This is a genomic window from Roseovarius sp. MMSF_3359 (assembly GCF_030733385.1).
Classification (GTDB): Bacteria; Pseudomonadota; Alphaproteobacteria; order Rhodobacterales; family Rhodobacteraceae; genus Roseovarius.
Genome location: NZ_JASHJC010000011.1, coordinates 24,913 through 43,949 on the forward strand (window position 1 = coordinate 24,913; position 19,037 = coordinate 43,949).

The 19,037-nt window shown below is 56.2% G+C and carries 20 protein-coding genes and 1 pseudogene; 8 read left to right on the plus strand and 13 right to left on the minus strand.

Features of this window, described 5'->3' with window-relative positions; translation table 11 throughout:
* Window positions 1-9: 9 nt before the first annotated feature.
* Genes RBB29_RS15540 through RBB29_RS15555 form a run of 4 tightly spaced genes read left to right on the plus strand, consistent with a single transcriptional unit; the run spans window position 10 to window position 3,141 of the window.
* Window positions 10-531: a TRAP transporter small permease subunit gene (locus RBB29_RS15540; RefSeq protein ID WP_306114954.1), complete on the plus strand. Its 522-nt coding sequence runs from the start codon at window positions 10-12 to the stop codon at window positions 529-531.
* Window positions 521-1,888 carry a TRAP transporter large permease subunit gene (locus RBB29_RS15545; RefSeq protein WP_306114955.1) on the plus strand — a complete coding sequence of 456 codons (1,368 nt, stop codon included), beginning with the start codon at window positions 521-523 and terminating at the stop codon, window positions 1,886-1,888. The genes RBB29_RS15540 and RBB29_RS15545 overlap by 11 nt, the downstream gene beginning before the upstream one ends.
* A gap of 54 nt (window positions 1,889-1,942) precedes the next feature.
* Window positions 1,943-2,440, plus strand: a complete 498-nt coding sequence (locus tag RBB29_RS15550; RefSeq protein ID WP_306114956.1) for a murein L,D-transpeptidase family protein — start codon at window positions 1,943-1,945, stop codon at window positions 2,438-2,440.
* A gap of 53 nt (window positions 2,441-2,493) precedes the next feature.
* Window positions 2,494-3,141 carry a cytochrome c gene (locus RBB29_RS15555; protein WP_306114957.1) on the plus strand — a complete coding sequence of 216 codons (648 nt, stop codon included), beginning with the start codon at window positions 2,494-2,496 and terminating at the stop codon, window positions 3,139-3,141.
* A gap of 270 nt (window positions 3,142-3,411) precedes the next feature.
* Here RBB29_RS15555 and RBB29_RS15560 read toward each other — a convergent pair whose 3' ends face one another.
* A complete protein-coding gene (locus RBB29_RS15560) occupies window positions 3,412-4,380 on the minus strand; it encodes a DUF3179 domain-containing protein (RefSeq protein ID WP_306114958.1) in 969 nt (322 codons plus the stop codon).
* Between the two features lie 390 nt (window positions 4,381-4,770).
* On the opposite strand from RBB29_RS15560, the gene RBB29_RS15565 reads away from it, so the two are divergent.
* Entirely contained in the window at window positions 4,771-4,968 is a 198-nt protein-coding gene (locus RBB29_RS15565) for an SHOCT domain-containing protein (RefSeq protein WP_306114959.1), read from the plus strand.
* 153 nt (window positions 4,969-5,121) lie between these two features.
* Here the strand turns inward: RBB29_RS15565 and RBB29_RS22300 are convergent, their stop codons facing one another.
* The 12 genes from RBB29_RS22300 to RBB29_RS15625 form a co-directional block, all read right to left on the minus strand.
* Window positions 5,122-5,307, minus strand: coding sequence for a hypothetical protein (locus tag RBB29_RS22300; RefSeq protein ID WP_371931511.1), 186 nt, complete (start codon window positions 5,305-5,307; stop codon window positions 5,122-5,124).
* 141 nt (window positions 5,308-5,448) lie between these two features.
* Complete coding sequence (locus tag RBB29_RS15575; RefSeq protein ID WP_306114960.1) at window positions 5,449-6,444, minus strand: cytochrome c oxidase assembly protein; 996 nt, start codon at window positions 6,442-6,444, stop codon at window positions 5,449-5,451.
* Window positions 6,441-8,336 (minus strand): penicillin acylase family protein, encoded by a 1,896-nt coding sequence (locus tag RBB29_RS15580; RefSeq protein WP_306114961.1) that lies wholly within the window; start codon window positions 8,334-8,336, stop codon window positions 6,441-6,443. The genes RBB29_RS15575 and RBB29_RS15580 overlap by 4 nt, the downstream gene beginning before the upstream one ends.
* A gap of 212 nt (window positions 8,337-8,548) precedes the next feature.
* Window positions 8,549-10,123, minus strand: a complete 1,575-nt coding sequence (lnt, locus tag RBB29_RS15585) for an apolipoprotein N-acyltransferase (RefSeq protein ID WP_306114962.1) — start codon at window positions 10,121-10,123, stop codon at window positions 8,549-8,551.
* Window positions 10,124-10,126: 3 nt separating this feature from the next.
* Window positions 10,127-10,609 carry a signal peptidase II gene (lspA, locus tag RBB29_RS15590; protein WP_306114963.1) on the minus strand — a complete coding sequence of 161 codons (483 nt, stop codon included), beginning with the start codon at window positions 10,607-10,609 and terminating at the stop codon, window positions 10,127-10,129.
* Window positions 10,610-10,781: 172 nt separating this feature from the next.
* Window positions 10,782-11,237 (minus strand): DUF411 domain-containing protein, encoded by a 456-nt coding sequence (locus tag RBB29_RS15595; RefSeq protein ID WP_306114964.1) that lies wholly within the window; start codon window positions 11,235-11,237, stop codon window positions 10,782-10,784.
* 3 nt (window positions 11,238-11,240) lie between these two features.
* Window positions 11,241-12,614, minus strand: coding sequence for a M23 family metallopeptidase (locus tag RBB29_RS15600; RefSeq protein WP_306114965.1), 1,374 nt, complete (start codon window positions 12,612-12,614; stop codon window positions 11,241-11,243).
* Complete coding sequence (locus RBB29_RS15605; RefSeq protein ID WP_306114966.1) at window positions 12,611-13,237, minus strand: SCO family protein; 627 nt, start codon at window positions 13,235-13,237, stop codon at window positions 12,611-12,613. Before RBB29_RS15605 ends, RBB29_RS15600 begins: the two co-directional genes overlap by 4 nt.
* Complete coding sequence (locus RBB29_RS15610) at window positions 13,237-13,689, minus strand: copper chaperone PCu(A)C (RefSeq protein WP_306121178.1); 453 nt, start codon at window positions 13,687-13,689, stop codon at window positions 13,237-13,239. Before RBB29_RS15610 ends, RBB29_RS15605 begins: the two co-directional genes overlap by 1 nt.
* 31 nt (window positions 13,690-13,720) lie before the next feature.
* The gene (locus RBB29_RS15615; RefSeq protein ID WP_306114968.1) at window positions 13,721-14,380 is read right to left on the minus strand and encodes a thioredoxin domain-containing protein; all 660 of its coding nucleotides are present in this window, start codon (window positions 14,378-14,380) and stop codon (window positions 13,721-13,723) included.
* Window positions 14,377-14,799 carry a disulfide bond formation protein B gene (locus tag RBB29_RS15620; protein ID WP_306115094.1) on the minus strand — a complete coding sequence of 141 codons (423 nt, stop codon included), beginning with the start codon at window positions 14,797-14,799 and terminating at the stop codon, window positions 14,377-14,379. Before RBB29_RS15620 ends, RBB29_RS15615 begins: the two co-directional genes overlap by 4 nt.
* Before the next feature lie 5 nt (window positions 14,800-14,804).
* The gene (locus tag RBB29_RS15625; protein ID WP_306114969.1) at window positions 14,805-15,422 is read right to left on the minus strand and encodes an SCO family protein; all 618 of its coding nucleotides are present in this window, start codon (window positions 15,420-15,422) and stop codon (window positions 14,805-14,807) included.
* 159 nt (window positions 15,423-15,581) lie between these two features.
* Between RBB29_RS15625 and RBB29_RS15630 the strand changes: the two are divergent.
* The 3 genes and pseudogenes from RBB29_RS15630 to RBB29_RS15640 form a co-directional block, all read left to right on the plus strand.
* Window positions 15,582-15,989, plus strand: a pseudogene (locus tag RBB29_RS15630) (helix-turn-helix domain-containing protein); the annotation flags it as partial.
* Window positions 15,990-16,324: 335 nt separating this feature from the next.
* Complete coding sequence (locus RBB29_RS15635; protein WP_306114970.1) at window positions 16,325-16,894, plus strand: L,D-transpeptidase; 570 nt, start codon at window positions 16,325-16,327, stop codon at window positions 16,892-16,894.
* Between the two features lie 148 nt (window positions 16,895-17,042).
* Window positions 17,043-19,034, plus strand: coding sequence for a heme lyase CcmF/NrfE family subunit (locus RBB29_RS15640; RefSeq protein WP_306114971.1), 1,992 nt, complete (start codon window positions 17,043-17,045; stop codon window positions 19,032-19,034).
* Window positions 19,035-19,037: the final 3 nt, after the last annotated feature.

The following is a 19,037-nucleotide window of genomic DNA, read 5'->3' on the forward strand; positions in this document are numbered from 1 at the left end:
GGGGACAAAATGCGCATATTTAACTGGCTGGAAACGATTGTTCGTTCCGTAGGTGTTTTGACCGCTTGGCTGACAGTGGTCCCCATCGCGTTTTTTACTGGCTTGCAGATGCTTGATCGCAAGCTTCAGCTCGGGGTATCAGCAATCCTTCCCGATCTTTCGACTTCCTTGCTCTTTATCCTCATTTTCATGACATTCGGCTTTACCTATCTTCGAGACGGGCACGTACGCGTCGATGTCTTTCGAAGAAACTGGCCAGCGCGCAGGTTGGCCTGGATCGAACTTGCCGGCTGCCTTTTTGTACTGCTGCCGTTGGCTGCCATCCTAACCTACTACGGGTGGGACGGGCTGATGCGGACAACAAGATATGCCGAAACTGATATTTGGGCCAGACGTATCGCCGGTGTAGCTGGACCAACTCTTCTGGCACTTGCTGGTTTAGTAGTTGTTTCGCGAAACGTTTCTCTCTTGCGTGGGCAGCGGGACACCATTTCACCGAGTTCACAAGAAGACCTGCCCCATGGAAAATGAAATCCTGGCAGTCGGTATGCTGGGGCTATTGGGCCTCGGTGTGTTTAGCGGTTTTCCTGTTGCCCTCGTCCTGACTGCCACTGGGTTTCTCGCCTTTATCACGGCTGTCATTATTGGCGTGACTGATTTCGGCCACCTGGGTCTGATCTACCTTCGAGTACGTGGTGTGCTGACCAATGAAGGTGTGCAATTCACAAGTGTTCCACTTCTCATCTTTCTCGGTTTGGTTTTGAATGCCAGCGGCATCGCCGAAACCCTTTTCCGATTCCTCGGGCAGCTCCTGAAGACGGTTCCAGGCCGGTACGCGATCGCCACGCTCTTGATAGGTCTGATCCTAGCACCTGCCGCCGGAGTTATCGGAGCATCCGTCGTTACTGTCGCGCTGGTGGCGTATGCGCCGATGTTGCGCTCGGGATATCCCGCATCAGCGGCAGGATCGGCAGTCGCCGCATCTGGCGCGCTTGGTGTGGTCTTTCCCCCAGCGATCCTGCTTTTCTTTGTTGCCAATGTATTTCAGCTTCGGTTTGCGCTTATGTATACAGCGTTGGTCGTACCAGTGCTCATGCTTGTTCTCTTCTTCTCGATTTATTTTGCGGTCACACTTCGAAACCGCACAGAGATACCACTGTCGGACCAAGAAAAACCGACGACGCGGGACTTGCTATCCGTGATTGTGGCGATTGGTGTTATTGCCGCCATTCCACTCAGCATCGTGGCTGGTGTCGCGACACTTTCGGAGGCCGCGGGTATCGGCGTCTTCGGCGGATTGTTGGTCGCGTTCTTTCGTGGACGCATGAACCTCAAACTTCTCAACAAAGCAATCGTCCAAACAGCATCCATGACATCTATGGTGTTTTTCATCGTCGTTGGCGCGACGGTCTTTTCTCTCGGCTTCAATCTTTTGGATGGTCCGAACATACTGTTTCAGTGGATTGACAGTTTCGATTTAGGGCGTTGGGTCACGCTCGCGCTGTTGCTCGGGATTATTCTGATTCTGGGATTCGTCTTCGACTGGATTGAAATACTCCTGGTCTTCTTGCCGATTTTACTCCCGGTCTTCGGCCAGTTGGACTTCTCCAACCATGTGGGCTCCGAATATTTCGCGCAAATATGGCTCGCTGGTTTGATTGCTCTTGCGCTTCAAACTTCATTTCTGACACCGCCGTTTGGATATGCACTGTTTTTCGCAAAGATGGCTGCGCCCCCCGGTGTCAATCTCGCGGACATTTACAGAGGCGCTGGACCTCTCGTCGCGATTGAAGTGCTTTTGATAGGGTTGCTTGCGTGGTGGCCGCAACTTATTACGTGGCTACCGGAACTAGTTCTCGCAGGGTCAGACACATCTTTGTTGAACTGACGTTTCATGATACTCTTTCGGTCAAAGAACAAAAAAACAAATCGAGCATTTTCAATGAAACGTCGTGTCTTCCTCTCAGGCTTTCTGGCAGCGATCTTGTCCGGCTGTGCGAGCAAATTCCGAACCTATAGCGGACCTGAAGTTACGCGCCTGCGATTGTACAAGTCGCAACGCCTGCTGGTCCTTGACGGCACGGCAGGACCCCTGCGCACCTATCCGATTGGACTTGGGTTCGCGCCGACAGGCCACAAGCAGTTTGAAGGGGACGGGCGGACACCAGAAGGGTCCTATCTGATAGATCGGCGGAACCCCGAAAGCCTTTTCCATCTTTCGATTGGGATATCGTATCCCAATGAAAAAGACAGGGCCTTCGCAGAGGCACAGGGCAAGTCTCCCGGCGGCGACATCTTCATTCACGGTGGGCCACGTCGCGGTATTGATCCCACTAACGTTCGCGATTGGACGGCCGGCTGCATTTCTGTCACCGATCGCGAGATCGAGGAAGTCTACGCCATGGTGCGCGACGGGACGCCGATCAATATATTTGCTTAGAGAGTTGCTATTCTATTTCCAAGGCAGGTGTAGAGGCAAATCCGGGTGCTGAATTGATCCACCTCAAGGACGCGCTGGCCTATTCTCTTACTGTGACTCAGAGTAAGACGGAGATCGAAATGCACAGAATTCTTGACCAATTTACTTTAGCGATTGTGCTCGCAATAGTTTTAGTGGCGCAACCAGCAGACGCGCAACAGGGCAGTATGAATCAGATGGATTGGTGGGGCTCGGATGGAATGAACCGCGACCACATGCGCTCAGGTGGCATGATGCACGAAAATTGGTCGTGGGGGGCTATGGGACCAGAGCAGCGCCAGCGGATGCAGCGCCACTGGACCTACATGAATGAAGGCGTCACCGCAGATTATCGCGGAGCTCGAAACCCGTTTCAAGCGTCATCAAAAGTCGTCTCCGCCGGCGCTCGTCTCTACAGTGAGAATTGCGCGGCATGTCATGGAGCCCGTGGTTTTGGCGACGGTGAAGCCGGACGCGGATTGGTGCCATCGCCAGCGTTGCTGAATCAGCTGCTACGGATGCCGATGGCAGGAGACGAATATCTGCTTTGGGCGATCTCGGAAGGAGGCGAGCGTTTCGGCACGGACATGCCAGCATTCAAAAACGTGCTGCAAGAAGATGAGATCTGGCGCATCATAGCTTACATGCGGTCAGGTTTTCCATCCGTCGATTTTGAGCAGTAAGCGTTTTAATGTTGCTTGAATGTCAGGCTCTACCGAACCTGTCGTGACTGGGCCAATTGGCGCAGAAGGGTCCAGAGATTGGCAATAGCCATCGCTATGGCGTTCAGACCGGAGCAGCCCGGTGACAAGACCTGCATCCGGTACTGCGTGCCCGCAATTGGTCTTGTCATTTCGCCGATCTATACGCCGAGAGGTTGGCGATGATATTGCACTGCCAGACTACAGGATTGGCGAGAGTTGCAACTTTGGGCGCGACGATGACGATGTACGTCACCTAAGCATCCACTCACCGCGCGGAAAAAAGGCATGAAAAGCAAAGGCGAACATTACGTCGTGGGGAACGTTTCGTCCGTTCCTACGAACACGGATTGTGCCGACGTCTCGTCCCTGGCCAATACGTGCTGAGTCCAATGCGGAAGCCTGCCCGGCGGCCCAGGATAAGGTTATGCCAGACTCTCTGATCTCCCCTGCAGAAGCCAGGCGTGATACCGGCCAGGCGCGATTGCCAACGCGTACGACACGGGCCAAGGGCGGGATGCCGTGGGGTGGCAATTCTCCATTACAGAGGAATGGCCGGCTGGAGCTGTCATAACTGACATAGGGATTTCGACCATAGGTACGCGAAAAGTTCGGCTGTGCCATGACCAGGCCGTTCGGGTTACGTGTCTTGAACTCCGCCCAGCTCTCCATCCAGCTCGGTATGGACGTCAGCTCTGCCCCAGTGAAATACCCGACGATGCCTTCGCCCGTTGCCTGCTGCCACCAGCTTTCGGTCTCTCTGTCGTACATGATCAGATTGGAATCCTTCAGCTTGCCTGTCACGCCAAATGTTAGGACCCGCCCCTTGACGCGGCGGTCGAATGTTGGGGCGGAATTGCAGAGCGGGCAATAGGTGACAGCATAAGGCACGCCACCGACTTTGTCGTTGACGATTTCGTGCCAGGTCAGATAGCGGATTGGGTACGTTCGAGGAGTTTGGCCTTCGATTTCCACGGTAACTACGGGTTCGCGGTCTTCAATTCTCGTCTCGTTCTTGGCGCGGACAGATTTAGGTGAGCTGAGCGCCGGAATACCGTCCCTTGGCGGACCGCCTGACAAGATTTCGGTCCAATTAGCGACGTTTGTTTTCCCGAAATCGGTGTTCGGCCATTCTTGCCGCCAAGCTTCAGGACTCGCAGCTACCGTTGTTGCGATAAAAAGAAGAAAAGTCGTCACGATTGCTAGATGACGATTGCGCATGGCTGTTCCTCCTCAATTCCCGATTAGCGTGACAGAAGGCTTTATCCCGGCATAGCCGCACTCACGACAAATTGAGCGAAGGTGCTCGGTGGGAAGATGATTTCGGGATTCACGAACAAACGGTAAATCGCAAAGTTACTTTTCATCACGGCCTCGTGAGTCGCTGGATTCGGTTGATCTGCATCAAGTTTGTGAAAACGCTCTTCTAGTAAATTGGGACGTGCAAATACTACATTGGGACTTTCGAAAGGTGTCGGAATGACGAGAACGCGAATTTATCGGATTGCAGCAAGTCTTTGCTCCCTCCTAGTTGCCGGGCCCGCGCTTGCGGACGCCGAACGGATCGGCACTGGGTATTACAATCACATGTGGGGAGGGGGATGGGGTATCATGGGCGCAGGCACCATGATCCTGTTTTGGGTGTTTGTTATCGTGCTGGTAATCGCCGCGGTGAGATGGCTGTCACAGCAAGGCCATCGCATGGATAACGACGACAAGAGCGCTCTGAGAACGCTCGAAGAGCGACTTGCAAAAGGCGAGATCGATGTTGCCGAGTTTGAGGATCGAAAGAAGGCGCTAATGTTCTGAAATCCCCTGCGCAAGGTCTATTAAAAATTCAAACCATGGTTTGATCCGCTGTCGTTAATTCAATGGTCAACCGACCGGTTATTCGCGACCTTCCGTTCAAAGAAGCGCGCTTCGTCGAGATTGCTGAACGTCTTGAGGTCAAACCTCCCACAGTCACAAAAATACCTCGAGGCTGCAGGACTGGTTCGCGAGCCATATCGCGCCATTTTCCTTACCGAGATTGGACAGGCACTCGCCGAGACCTGCAAGCGGCGGCACCGGATCGTGGTGGCGTTCCTCCTCGGATTTGGGATCGACAAGGAGACAGCCTAGCGAGATGCAGAAGGCATCGAGCATCATGTCAGCGAAGCTACTCTTCAGGCGTTTGAACGCCATCTTAATGAAGACACGTAAACCGGATATTGAGCCTTCCCAAATGCATATCACGAGGCTGGCCGCGTTCTTTGCAGCGACCTCAGAGTCGTCTTGAAAATAATGCGTTCAGCGGGCCAAAGAGAGCACGCTGATTGCCGTAACCATAACAAGGCAAAACATGGCAAGTGCTCCCAAAGCAAGTGACCGGGCCATCTGCCGATTGGGGTTCGCAACCTTCAAACGCAGTTCGGCGGCGGTTTCGGGAAACTCCAAAGCAGCGGAATTGGACCGCTGGTGCGCAAATCTCGTGGCCCACCTCCGCTCTTCTGCCCGATGCCATTCATTTAGCACAAGAATGATGGCCAAAATCATGATCATGGAAGACGGCACCCAGATTGTGTATCCGCCGATTGTTTCGTCGGCCAATGCACTTAGCGAACCCTCCCACGCAAGGGTATGATATTCAGCGTAGACGACGGTTTCTTTCAGGGTTGTCAAACAACCGAGGAGAATGTTGGAGACAATCACGATGAAGCCGGAAATAAGCCGTGCAGCGCGCGCGTGTCCCGCAGGTGGATCGCGCGGATCCAGCAGCGTCGCGAAATACCAAAGTCCGGTTACTACCATCATGCCGTGAGCGAGCGCTTCCACAGCCGGGATTCTCTGAGCAAACCCGTAGGCGATAGGGATCTGCCAAAAAAAGATAACGGCGATCAGCATTGCTGCAGCGAGCTTGGGATGAGCAAGCCGACGTATTAGGCGATTTCTGCCGTATGAGCGGACCCGGCGACGCCACCGGCGGGGCAGGGCCAAATGGATCAGGTGCCAGGGATGTGCCAAGGCGACCAAAAGCGGCCCGAGAAGCCTGAGCAACAGGTGTTCGACCTGATGGGCGGAAAAAAGACTATGACCAAGGGGAGCCAATGGCGCGTTGCTCGCCAACGCGATGCTCCCAAGACCGGCAAGAAATAAACTCACGTGTAAGGTGGTGACGGGCGGCCGCAATCGGGCTGGCCGCGACAGACCCAGCAGGTACAGGAACAGCCCACCCAGTAGCAGTAGAACCGCAACCGGCGAGAGTCCGGGCCCGAAGGGGTCAAAGCCAAGGGCCCGTTCAATCACTGCGTGTCGACCGATGTAGAGGGAAACAGGCGTGCCACACCTGCAGCCGCTCCTCTGGCGACTCCAACATCTGTTGACATGTTGAGAAAGTCGCCCTGTGTCCAAAGCAGAAGCATATTGTCATAAAAGCGTGACAGCGGATGCCCGGACTGTCCCGCGGGGATGATGTAGCGCGAGCTGTTCGCATCCGCCAAGGACATCACTGCTTGAAAGTTGGACCCGTATCGGGTGTCAAACAGCCTATCGGCACCGGCATCAAAGAACGAAACCCTTTGGGTGTCCGGACCGCCTGAGATGGGCGCGATGAGACTGACAAGACTTCCCAACAGGCCGGCATCACAGATGGCAGACCACTCCATGACAAGCTTGTGCTCTGCCCCCCAATACCAGACGCTTGGATCATCACCGTATCGATCTGTGATCCAGTCCAGCGCGTCCTTCAGCGCTCTTCCAACCATTTGCTGACAGGTTTCGAGCTGTTCGGAGAGCCGAACGTCGCACCAAGCGGCGGCACCGTCGCGATTCCTCAAAACGGCGTACAGAAATTCTGGATTGGGCGTATTCCAAACAGCCTCCATCGCGGGAAACTCGTCTTGGAGAATCCTGCGCTGCAAAGCGCGAACCCAAGCCCAGTAGACCAAAGGTTCGGGGGACATCCGATCCATATCACCGTTCCAAAGCGCCAGACGAGCCAGCACATCTTCTCGTAGTGCCTGGAAATCCGGGGGCGTCTCGCCCGTTGCCGGATCGTCGAACCAGAATTCCCGCGCCATAATCGGAAGGAGAATACGGGACGCTTCGCTCACCGAATCCAGCAGCACGGCCACCGCCCCATCGAGAGAGAATACGGGCTGACGCGCGTCGAGCCTGTCGCGCCGAATGCGCCGGAAGTCCTCAGGCGTCCCAGGCTGGCGTGGCGTCGTCGGCCATTCGATCAGGGTTTCATGATCGGCAATCACGAATGCGAAACCGGGCACAGAAATCTCATCCAACCAGCGTGACGCCTGAACTGCATCATCGGCGTTCATGAGTCGCTGGAGCGCTCTCAGAAAATCCGCAGCAGTCCTGATTTCATTGGTGTTTGGGATCGTGGCGGATGCAAAGCCAACACTCTGAACGCCCCAGATAAGTCTGTCCGAGCGTCCGACAAGTATCATCGGCAGCCCTGGCAAAGTTGCGCCAATCACGGGTCCGCTCGGGAGTTGGAGATCAGCTAGATACCATTGCGGCGGTAGGCTTAGGGGTCCTGCAATTTCGGCAAGAACAATGGGCTGACTTGACGCCGTGCGCTCTGCTGGAAGCCCCCAGGCCCGTAGAAATGTTTCGGTGGCGGCACCATAGAGTTCAGGCGTATCGGGCCTGTCCGTGGGGATCTGGCTTTTCACCTCTTCCCGCGATAGGGATGCACTCGGGTTTTCACGCAAGCTGGCTAGAAAGGCCTCGGCGATTGCCAGACTGTCTGACGGCGTCCACGGAGCGATAGAGGACCGTAAGAAAAGCAACTCCGGTGTCCCTCTTCCACGTCCGCCTTCAGCGATTACGCTGATCCAGGCGTTGATCCCGCCCGAATAGGCCGACAAGGCTGTTTCAACTTCCCGGGGTAAAACTGCTTGCGTCGTTTGTGTCCCGCGTGCGCCGGCCGCACGTCGCATCCGAAGCAACTGGCCAAGCCGGTCTTGGGCGTGCACGAAACCCAAGGCGAAGAAGATGTCCTCTCGAGAAGTCCCCGAAACATGTGGAACACCCGATGCATCTCGGAGGATTTCAACGGTCGCGCTAGTACCTGTGACTGTAAAGTCTTCCGAGTAGTCTGGCACCGACGCGATCAACAAGTATCCTGCCGCCGCCACCATCAACCCGGCGATTGTGGCGACTACCAGAAAAACCTTCATCAGAAATCGGAATAACACCCTCATCATTGTGTCCAATCACACGCGCGCCTAACCCAGAACGCGGGCGAGGACGATTGAACAAAACATGCCAAGCAACCCAAATGTGATAGCGCTGCTTACGGCATACTGAGCCATGTCGATGCGGTTTCCGCGACGCCTTTTGGCCAAAAGAGCACCCCAGATGGCGCCGCCAAAACTGGCTAGGAATACAATCACGTGTCCTGTTCCTTCTTTTTTGCAGCATCGACTTGTTGGTTCTGTCGACCTGGTAGCCTCAAGAGCGCCCAACCGCTGCCGACCAATACAAGCAGCATCCAGTCGCCGAAACGCGCATACGGGGTTTTGTCCATTGCCGGGGGAAGGCTTGCGTCGATGATGCCGGTCACGCCGGTATCGAGCCGCGCCACAGTCGCGCCAGTTGCGTCAATCACAGCCGAGATACCCGTATTTGCGGCACGGATCACTGGAAGCCCTTCCTCGACGGCGCGCATTCTCGCCGCAGCGAGGTGCTGTTCTGGACCGATACTCCTCCCGAACCATGCATCGTTGGTCGCATTGAAGATCCAGTCCGGCCGGAAGAGCCGGTCAACAACATCGCCGGGGAAGATGATCTCGTAGCAAACCGCGATTGCGACCAGTGGAATTCCGGGCAGCGCGATTGTGCGGGGACCTGGCCCCCGTGTAAAATCCCCAAGACCTTCCGTCATCCGCTTTAGAGGGAGCCACTCTCCGAAAGGGACATACTCCCCGAACGGCACCAGGCGATGCTTGGTGTAGCTTGCAAGGGTGTTGCCGTAGCGGTCGTAGGCTTGCACAGTATTGAAGTAGGAAGCGCCACCCTCAAATGCCACGCGATCAGGCACACCGGTTAACAGGAAAGTTCCGTCGGGCAATTGCTCGGTAATGCGAATGCGGGCCTCGTCATCCTCATCCAGATAGCCAGGAAATGCCGTTTCCGGCCAAAGCAAGACATCGAATGAGCCGGGGCGTGTGGACAGGCCCAGATAACGTGTCAGTGCCCGATCACGGCTACCAGCGGCCCATTTCTCCTGCTGCGGAATGTTGCCTTGCACAATTCGGAGCTCGGTCCCGGGGCCCTCAGCGGATGACGACGCCATCCTTAGGATCCCGAAACCATAGGTAGACACCGTCAACGCAACGAAAACCGCGAGCGCGGACCAACGTACCAGATCTCGGACGGCGAGGGCGACTCCCGGTAATGCGGCGGCGAAGACGGCCAGAAAACTCAGCCCGTAGCTGCCAAACCAAGCGGCGGGCTGACGCAGGGCTGCATAGTCAACAAAGGCATAACCCGCGAGATTCCACGGGAATCCAGCCAGGACATGACCGCGTAGCCATTCTGCGCCCGTCCAGCATGTTGCAAAGAGCAGTGCCAAGCCCACGCCAGTCGCCGCATGTCGTGCCGATAGACGGACAAATATCGCGGCGGCCAGGCCCGGAAAAACAGCGAGAAAGGCAGACAGGCTGGCGACGGCAGGAATGGCCAGGGCGCCAAAGCGGTCTGCGTCAACGAAAAAGCTCTCTGCGATCCACGATATTCCGAAGCCAAATTGCCCGAGACCAAAGGTCCAGCCAACGAGAAACGCCAACCGCGTTGAAAGACCGAGCAAGCAGAGCAGGAGGGTCGCATAACTGATAGGAAGGAAAATCAGCAGGGAGAAGGGCGGCAGGACAAGTACCGACAGAGCACCGGCACCTGCTACCAGCGGCAATCGGAACAACTGGATCTGCGGCGAGCGTACGAAAGTTGGCACGACCGCTGACACGGATCACTCAGCCTCAGCGCGGCGTGACTTGGTGGCCGACAGGAAAAGGAGGATCACAATTCCGAGAACCAGCAGTGCGTCAGCGAGGTTGAAGGCCGGCCAATGCAGCGACCCGGCATAAAAGTCGAGAAAGTCCGTAACCGCATGATAGCGCACGCGGTCGAGCACATTGCCGAGCGCTCCACCGATAACCAGCCCGTAAGCCAAACCTTCTATGCGATCCTGCGTGCGCAACAGCAGACCAATCATCCAAACGCAGATGACAAGCGCTAAGACTACGAGGCCCCACCAGGGCGCACCACTCAGGAGCCCAAACGTGACCCCGTCGTTGCGAAAGAAAACGACGTTGAAACCGGGAAATATAGGCTGGCCGTCACGAAGCAAACCCGCATTTGCGATCACAATCGCTTTCGTCCCTTGATCAACCAAGAAAGCTCCGATGGCGGAAATCAGGCCAATCGTCAGCGGTGACACTTGGTGATTCATCTTTGTACCTCAACAAGACCTAAAGAAATCGGCTCCGTGAATGCGAAACACCTCAAAGCGACAGGCTGTATGACATCCCCACAAATTAAAACTCTCTCGGCAGTTGGGCCAAAGCCTTCGTCCGTAAAAAATGCCGCGCTATTCATTCGACGACGCCTCCGAGTAATGCAGTTCAGGAACCGGGATAGTTCGTGAAAACTTCTGTCGACCCATCTTCGTTTATCAAAAACACATCATAGGCCTCGCGATCGTCTTCCGGCCCCATACCCGGCGAACCATAGGGCATTCCCGGCACTGCCAGACCGACCGCGTCCGGCCGTTCTTCAAGGAGTCGACGAATATCGGAAGCCGGTACATGCCCTTCAATCACGTAGCCGTCCACGAAGGCAGTATGGCAGGAGACCATGGGCTGAGGCACGCCACTGTCGAGCTTCAGGCGAACAAGCAACCCGCCGAAAATGTCCTCGCCGGTCGGGGCGAATCCGTTCTCCTCAAGATGGTTCATCCAGCTGAGGCAGCATCCACACCCATTGGTTTTCTTCACGTCGATTGGGGTTGCCTCGGCGAGCGCTGAAGCGGACGAGAATACGGTTAACGCAAGAGAGATAGTGATAAGATTGAATTTCATGGATCAAAGCCTTTCGTTTTCATTGACCGCAAACCGGGCTGCGAGATGGGTCTTGAGTCTTATGCGGGCCTCCTTCAACCGAGCGCCAGCCAAGACGTCCTGTATCTCATCGGCCGTCGTGGCGGCAAGCCGGTCATCGGAGAGCGGGTCGGTTGGACGACCGTCGACAAGCACTTCGTAATGCAGGTTGGGCCCGGTCGCGGTACCAGTCGCACCGACCTTGCCGATAACGTCCCCAGCCATCACTCGTTTACCCTGAGATATGTCTTCGGGGACTGCGCTGAGATGGGCATAGCGAGTCTTTGTCTCTGCGCCATGCGCGACCTCGACCACACGCCCGTATCCACTGCGCCAACCAGTAAAGGCAATCCGGCCAGGCGCTGTCGCGTGGACCGGCGTGCCTTTCGCAGCGGCGAAATCGACGCCCGTATGCATCCTGACGTTCCCGTAAACCGGATGGCGGCGCTGCCCGAACACCGAGCTGAGCCGTGCTCCGTCTACGGGTTGCGCAAAGACACGCAACACTTCGCCATTGACATAAATGGTTGCCCGGCCCGTTCCATCTTCCGGCCAGACCACCTCGTAGAGCGCATCTCCGAAATTGAGCGCCGCGAAGGTAATCTCAGGCTGGCCAATCCGCTCGTCGCCGAGGCGCGCTTCACGCCATAGAACCTGAAGAGTTTCGCCGCCTTTCAACTCCCGTCGAAAGTCAACTGTCCCTCCCAGCATCTGCGCCAGATCGACAGCAAAACGCGCCGGAATACTTGCCTCTTCCAATGCCTCAAAGAGCGAGCTGTCGATAACGGCCCCACCGGCCAGGATAACATTCTTCGGATCGGGATTGAGCGTTCGGGTCGTTGTGCTATCCCCAAAGAGCGCCTCGATGATCACACCGTCGTTAACGCCAAGTGCCACGCTGCGAAGCGCGCCGCCGGGTGTCAGAACAACCGTCAGCTCATGACCCGGACGCAAGCGCCGCAAATCGTATTCCGCACCAATGGCGAGAGCCACCTCTACACGATCCGGCCCGTCAAGACCTGCCTCCTTGAGAAGTGCATCAAGGGTTTCGCCAGATGCGATGTCGCGCGACCAGGTGGTCAACGGTGGGCGCGCTGCAGACAAAGCCTCGTTTGCTGACGCCAGAAAGGGGACCGACGGGCGCGGAACGAATGGCGACACGTCACGGCCTTTTGAGGCTATCGCCGGCAAATTCGGTGCCACGACAGGTGGCTTCTGGAGGGCGTTTGGTGCCCAATCGCCGACTGTCGCTAGTGCATTTGGCACTGGGTCTACCCCCAAATTATTTAACAATGCGACCACCAAGCCCGAAATGCTGACCGCCAAGGCCACTCCCATGGCCCAATACCTCAACTTCATGTTGTCCCCTCAGTATTGTTCTGCATCGCGCGCCGGATTTTCGGCACCGCGAATTCTCTTGCCTCGTGATTGTCTATTGTACTGACAAAGCGCCCCTCGGCGTCGAATAGAAAGACGCTTGCTGTATGGTTCATCGTGTAGTCACCATCGTCGGTCGGCACCTTCGCGTAAGTGGCGCGAAACCCCTCGGTCACACGCTCGATCTCCTCTGGCGCACCTGTCCAACCACGAACGGTTGGGTGAAAATAGCCGACATATTCAGCCATCGCATTTACTGTGTCCCGCTCCGGATCCACCGTAATGAACACGACGTCGAGGTCGTTGGCGTCGTCTTCCATGTCGTCAAGCCAGCCTGAGATATCCGAGAGCGTCGTCGGACATACGTCCGGGCAATAGGTGAATCCAAAGAATACCATGCTGGGACGCCCAATAAGCGTTTCGGGGCCAACTGCATTGTCCTCGTGGTCGGTTAGCCGGAAATCCATCGCGGAGAGGGGCAGGGGGCGTTGACCGGTTTGCTCCAGCGCACCCGGCCCGTCCACTTGCCACCAACCGGCAAAGAGTGTCCCGCTAAGTACTGCCACGCCCAATGCGGCATAACCCAGGAGTTTCCGACGCTGCATCAACCTTCCGGGCCTCGCGCGGCAATACCAAGAATTGGAACCTCAACGATGACTTCGTCACCATCCGCGAAAACGAGCGTCAGGGAGAATGCTTCTCCCTCCACCATCGGTCGCGACAGGCGCATCAACATCGCGTGCAGGCCGCCGGGCTCCAGCGCGACTGCGTCGCCAGGCGAGATTTCTATCTCACCCGCTGGTGACATGGAACTCACACCCTGCTCGTTCGTCGACGTGAGGTGGATTTCGGGCATCATAGCAAGGTCGGTCCGCAGACCGGCCAAGACTTTTGTCTCGTCGCCGGTGTTGCGGATCGTCATATAGGCGGCACCCGGCCGGTTTGTTCCGATAGAGGCTCGGGACCAGGCTTCTTCAACCACCACGGCTAGCTCCTCAGCCTTGGCAGTCGCTGCAAACCCCGCGATGATTACCGTGGTCGCGATCAAACTCTTCATTACCACATTCATGGAAATCTTCTCTTTCTGCTCAGGTTTGCGCGGCGGCGACTTCGGTTGCAACAAGGCGCCGCAGCTCTGCTTCCCCGAACGGATCGAGAGGTTTGCCATTCACGAAGAAGGTTGGTGTCTGGCGAACCCCCATGGCTTCAACATCCTTGCGGTCCTGATTGAGAACCCCAACGGTTTGCGGTGCCATCATTTGGGTGCGCGCGGCCTCTTCATCGAGCCCCGCGTTTGCGGCTATTCCAAGGATGAGCTCGGGACGAATGCCGCCGTGAGATGCCCAGCGTGGCTGCTCTTGCAGAATGGCCTCAAGAACTGGCAAAAAAAGGTCCTGCATTCGGGCCGCTTCCAACACGCGGATCGCCGTTTCGGACCCCTCACCATGAAACGGAGTGTACCGGATCACGACGCGGACCGCGTCCCCGTGTTCCGCCATGATGTCCTTGACGATTGGGTGAAAGGCGCGGCAGGCCTCGCAGGCCGGGTCGAAAAACTCGACGATCGTTACAGGCGCGGTCTTGGGCCCGAGGATAGGGGAGTAGGGCCGCATCAACGCCTCCGCCAGTTCGGGGGCAACAGGTTCGGCTTCCGCGAGCGGGGCAAGGCGGGTGGCGTACCATGTCGCGCCACCAAACCCCACAATGCCGAGAGTTAGACCGGATAAAATGACGCTCCGTCTGTTCATTTTTGTGTCTCCTTGAGTGAGCGAGCCGACAGCATGCCAATGAGGGTAAAGGCGACCAGCGCCATCAGAGGAATCGGAATGCCGAGGATCAGTTGATTGTCATCCGTGCAGGACGGGACGGTTGCGGTGCATGGTTGGATGCGCTCAGGAACCAGTCCGACATAAAGCCCCATGTGCCAGAGCGCCACAGCCGCACCACAAAGCGCCAATACCATCCCGTAACGGCCTGCCTGGCGATCCTGCCACCAGAGACCGAAGCCCAGAACGATTGCCAACGGGAACATGAAGACGCGCTGGAACCAGCAGAGCACACAGGGTGTCTGCCCAAGCACCTCGCCGACAAATAGAACGGCGAGCGATGCGACCAGCGCGATGATCCACGCCAAGCCAAGGGCCGTTTCTCCAGATACGCGGTCCATCATCGTCAGATCCTCGCTCTCAGATCTGCAAGGATTTCTTCAGCGGGTGTACCATAGGGCCAGGAATCGGCAAAACCTGCGTCAGGATCGAACAGAAAGAGATGTGAAGTGTGCCCCATCGTGTAACCGTCGGGTGAGGCGGCTTCTTCAATTCGCTCGAAAAAGATTGGAAAGGTTTCTGATGTCTCCGCGATCTGCTCGGGCGTGCCAGTAAGTCCAATTATGCCGGCGTTAAAGAGCGGCAAATACATTGCTAATTCCAGTGGCTTGTCTCGTTCAGGATCAATTGAAATAAAGAGTGGCTGCACCTTCGACGCATCGCTCCCTAGCCCTTCCATCACAGCTGCAACCTCGGACAGTGTTGTGGGACAGACGTCGGGGCAATTCGTGAAGCCGAAAAACACCAGCATCCAACGGCCTGAGAAATCGTTTTGAGTGCGGACCATGCCCTGATGGTCGGTCAATTCAAAGGCAGCCCGGAACGCTGTTGCATCATTGCGCGATTGATCGGCACGATAATCTGCCCAAAGAAGCAACAAAACGAAGGCCAGCGTTGCAACGCCCGCCAGACTCCATAGAAATACTTGAAATGTTGTAAATTTCAATTCAAACCACCCGCCCATCAATCTTCATTGCAAGCGCACATACATCCTCAAGCTACTAGAGGTTCAATGCTCTTTTTTATCCTGCGGCGCGGTGTCACGTGTTTGTGAATACTAAGCAGTGCTTGCATGTCAATTTTTGAAAACCTACAGTGACTGTGCTTTTTGGGAGAACAGCAAATGCTCACAATTGGAACCTTCGGGAAAAAGACAGGCACCAAAGTACAGACCAACCGCTATTGCGAGCAGATTGGGCTGATGCCTGAACCGGGAAGGACCGAGGGTGGGCAGCGGCGTTATGGAAATGCCAAACTCGACCGACTGTCATTTATCCGGCATGCGCGCCAGCTGGGTTTTTCGCTGGAGGCCATTCGCAAACTCCTGGATCTCTCCGACGAACCGAACCGGCCTTGCCATGAAGCAGATGTCATCGCGCGCCGCCAGTTGAAGCATGTTGAGCAACGTATCGCGCGGCTGGAGGCGCTGCGTACTGAACTACAGCGCATGGTGCTTGAATGTAGCGGCGGAAGTGCTTCGGAATGCCGTGTCCTGGAAGTTTTGAGGGACTGTCTGACATCAGCGGCAGAAAAAGCAAACTCATCACCACAGAATTCTACCGCTATTCGCGCAACCCATAATATGTTGCCGATATGGCCATCCTTTTGGGTTTTGGCCTTTTGTTCTCGTCCATCTGGGCATGGCCCGTGATGGCAGTTGGAATTACCGCTTTGGCCATTGCCCCATTTGCCGAAGAGCCGTGACTGCGCGAGCAGTATGGTGGGAAATTCGATGAGTATTGCGCTGCAACGCGTCGGTTCCTGTAAGAAGGTTGGTTCACAAAAATGTCATAATTTGGCATATTGAACCTCTAGCAGCTATAGGATGTAGAAGACCGTAATCTCGGAGAGAAGGCGAGCGGACCAATGAATAATTCGTCTAAGACAAGACGCCAATTTATTTGTTCGGCAGCGATTGGGTTTGTTTCCGCGCCAGCGTTCCTTAGGGCCCAAGAACTAGAGCCGTCGGCAGTACGCAGGAATATCTCCTCATTCAGCGTAGTTTCTTGGCAAGACCATTTTGTCGATTTGAAACATGGTGCGATACTATGTGACATCGATTCCCGCGCAGTCCAATATTGGTCAGAGGATGAGAGTGTCTACAAGCTATACCCATCGAGTATTCCGGCGTCGGAAGAATTAACTCGTCGCGGCTATACAAGGGTCGTAAGAAAAGTAGAAGGTCCCAGTTGGCGACCCACACCATCAATGAAATTGCGAAACCCGGAATGGCCGGACTATTGGCCGCCTGGACCCGACAATCCTCTAGGAACGCACGCACTCTATCTATCCTGGCAATATTACAGGGTGCACGGTACGGGGGACACACGGAAAATCGGAAGGCGGTCGTCCAATGGTTGTATCGGGCTTTATAACGAGCATATCGCCGAACTCTTCGACCTCGCCGAAGTTGGTACTCAAGTGAGGATATTCTGAACGTTCGAGCATGCTCAATTGTTACATTTGTCGTTGTAAGTTAGAGAGCAGAGGATCGTTTTGAGATGGCGACATTCAGAAGGACGTCTGCTTGCGATCCGTTGCCCTTGGTCACGGTTCCGGCATTAGGAAAAAGGTTGTATCAAAAATGATACCGGAAAGCGGCCACTTTGCCCTGGTTCTAGCGCTCGCCGTCGCTCTGGTACAAAGTGTTCTGCCGATCCTTGGTGCGCGTACCGGGCGCGCGCTCTTGATGGAAAGCGCTCGCACGACGGCGTTGCTGCAGATGATTCTGGTGGGCATAGCCTTCGCATCCCTCGTCCGCTCGTTTGTGGTAAGTGATTTCACAGTTCGCAACGTCTTGGAGAACTCGCATTCCCTAAAACCGATGATATTCAAGGTTGCCGGCAGCTGGGGCAGCCACGAAGGGTCGTTGCTGCTCTGGACCCTGATCCTCGTCGTATTTGGTGCCGGTGTTGCGCTTCTTGGGGGCAACATTCCGGCTGCTTTGAAGGCCAGGACCTTGTCGGTCCAGGCATGGATCAGTGCCGGGTTCCTGACGTTTATGCTCTTCACCTCGAACCCGTTTGAACGGGTGTTTCCGCCACCGCTCGATGGGCAGGACCTCAATCCGCTGCTACAGGATATCGGTTTGGCGATGCATCCGCCGCTACTCTATTTCGGCTATGTGGGGTTCTCGATCGTTTTTTCTTTCGCTGTCGCAGCGCTGATCGAAGGCCGGGTCGACCCAGCCTGGGCTCGCTGGGTGCGCCCGTGGGCGCTTGCCGCCTGGATCAGCCTGACAGCCGGGATCGCCCTTGGATCGTGGTGGGCCTATTATGAACTTGGATGGGGCGGCTGGTGGTTCTGGGACCCGGTCGAGAACGTTTCATTCATGCCCTGGCTCCTCGGAACCGCACTATTGCATTCGGCAATTGTGACTGAGAAACGCGATACATTTAAAAGCTGGACGATTTTGTTGGCCATCTTGACCTTCTCTCTGTCCCTCCTTGGCACCTTCATCGTGCGCTCGGGGCTTCTGACCTCTGTCCATGCGTTCGCTGTTGACCCCGAGCGCGGGCTCTACATTCTCGGACTGCTTGGGGTGACCATCGTCGGATCGCTGACACTTTACGCGTGGCGTGCTCCGCAGCTTGAGCCGGGCGGTCTCTTTCGGCCTATCAGCCGCGAGGCCGGCCTGCTGATCAACAACCTGCTTCTCGCGACGGCAACAGCCACCGTGCTCTTCGGCACACTCTATCCGCTCTTTGTCGAAGCGCTCGCAGACGAAAAGGTGTCCGTCGGCCCGCCCTATTTCAACACAACCTTCATCCCGTTCATGCTCCCGCTGGTGATCATGATGGGCATCGGCCCCTTTCTTTCCTGGAAGCGGGCGGACCTGCCGGGCGTCTGGCAGAGACTCCGCTGGGTTCTGGCCATCGCCTTGGGAGTGGGTCTTGTGGTCTGGTATTTGCAAACCGACGGACCACTTCTGGCCGTCATCTCCCTGGCAATCGCGGCTTGGGTCTTTGCGGCAAGCCTTCGGGAATGGGCACTTCGGATAAAAATGTTCGATGCGCCCCTTCCAGAATCGCTGCGGCGTGCCCGTAATCTGCCGCGGGCCGCGCATGGTATGACCTTGGCGCATATCGGTATTGCGGTCTTGATCTTGGGGTTTGTTGGCTCCACGGCGTGGAAAGAGGAACGGATCATCTTCGCCGAGCCTGGAACGAGAGTCGAGATCGCCGGGTTCGAGGTTGTCTTCGAGGGTATCGAACGCGTCCAGGGTCCGAACTATATCGCGCAGCAGGGTCAACTGCGCGTCTTGAAAAACGGTGCCGAACTCACCTGGCTGCGCCCCGAGCGGCGCAGCTATCCTGTCGCAGGAAGTACGACGACGGAATCGGCAATCCGAACGACGCTGGCAGGCGATCTTTATGTGACGATCGGCGAACCAGCCGCGGATAAGGCGTCAGGCAAGTGGACGGTACGCATACTCTACGAACCGTTTGTAACCTGGATTTGGATCGGAGCAGTTATGTTGATCCTGGGCGGCGCTCTTTCAATGTCCGACCGCCGACTGCGAGTCGGTGTGCCAAAACGCGCGCGCCGGGGTCCCGCGCCGCAACCGGCGGAGTGACGT